Source organism: Colwellia sp. TT2012 (assembly GCF_001440345.1).
GTDB lineage: Bacteria > Pseudomonadota > Gammaproteobacteria > Enterobacterales > Alteromonadaceae > Colwellia.
Genome location: NZ_LJYX01000051.1, coordinates 1 through 1491, shown reverse-complemented (window position 1 = coordinate 1491; position 1491 = coordinate 1). Strand labels below are relative to the sequence as shown.

Below are 1491 nucleotides of genomic sequence, written 5' to 3'. Positions count from 1 at the left end.
AATAGAGGAGCCTGCAATCAATCGAACTACCGTATAAAAAGGCTTTAGTTGCTGCTAAAGCTTGGGCCTCACTTTACCTAAACTGGTTTAAAAAGAATAATAAAGATGGATGTATTATCCATACAAGCAAATCAACAGGGACACGTAGAACTTGCTCGTTTCCGCTTCGCTGCACATTTTAGCAAGCACCACTTAGCCCGTTATTTGGGCGTTATGTGTCTAGAGTTGGTGTTTTATTATGGATAATCTAAAATATTTGGCCGCTATTTTTATGTTGTCAATAATTCCTTTACTAGGGCTTTGCTGGTTTGGTATTTTTATTATCGAAATATTAGATTCAAATGGGGGTTTAGCAGCTGCTAGTTATACATTTGCAGAACTGGTAGAAAATAACGAACTATCAAACTCTGAAATCGCTTCCAGATTAAAACTTGTTGCCGAATCGGAGTTGAAAATAGATAAGCATTTGAGTGTACTTAAAAGTTCATATCTTTTTTTTGGCATTACTGCTTTTTTTGTAGCTTTACTTCAAGTTAAACTTTTTAGGTATGCATTAAAGACACATAACAAGAAAATAAACTAGGACACGCAACAGTTGGCCGCGCTTCGTTCCTCGCACATTTTAGCCAACTATTACTTAGCCTGTTATTTGGGCGTTAGTTGGCTAATAAAAAAGATCGTCTAAGTGCTAAATAATTCAGTTTCACCAATTCACTGTTTGGTGCTTTACCGCGAATAAGTTAGTCACTTTCATCACGTTTCTGAAAGGTGTATTAGCGTAACTATTCGCTCTAAATAGTGAATGCAATGGCTCAAATTCACGGCTTGGTATTTCCATTACGGTGCGTTTAAGTTATTGTTGTACTTGGTGAAAGTATGTTGCAACTAACAAGCAAATCAACAGGGACACGTAACACTTGCTCGGTTCCACTTCGCTGCACATTTTAGCAAGTATTACTTAGCCCGTTATTTGGGCGTTAGTTGTACCGCTAAACAAGTGAAGTTTTATTGCAAAAGCGGTGTTTTATAAATAGGTTTGGTCTGTGTTTTAGGTGAGTTTTCGCCATTAACTTTTGCTCTTTAACCAGCGAAATTCAACCTCATTTGTCAATTGAAGGTTTAATGCGTTCGCTTCTAAACGGGTACTTGCGTGGCTCAAAAGTCAGGCTTTATTTTGTAGCGGTACGGGTATTCTTTATTATTAATTTATGCAGTATGCTATGGTAACTTGTTGTTAGCGTGGAGCTTTTAACCCCAACAACTAACAAGGCATTCAAACGGACAAAAAACAGTTGGTTGTTTTCACTCCGTTCAACATTATAACCAACAATTTTTTGCCGCTTAATGCGGCGTTATATGTTTTAAAAACTTAGCTTTAGGGCAAAACCTTTGCGTTTCGCCAAATCAGGTTTTTATGTTTAATCACGAATAGGTTTTGCACTGTCATTCGGTTTAATTATCGTTTACTGCACAACCATTCGTTCTAAATCG

The 1491-nt window shown here is 37.2% G+C and carries 1 protein-coding gene; it reads left to right on the top strand.

Translation table 11 applies throughout. The annotated features are described in order from the left end of the window. Window positions 1-238 precede the first annotated feature (238 nt). Window positions 239-583 (top strand): hypothetical protein, encoded by a 345-nt coding sequence (locus tag ASU03_RS18550; RefSeq protein ID WP_057833200.1) that lies wholly within the window; start codon window positions 239-241, stop codon window positions 581-583. The last annotated feature ends 908 nt before the right edge of the window (window positions 584-1491 follow it).

Bases quoted from the DNA above. Each gene is read 5' to 3' on its own strand.
- ASU03_RS18550 (WP_057833200.1), top strand. From the start codon at position 239: ATGGATAATCTAAAATATTTGGCCGCTATTTTTATGTTGTCAATAATT.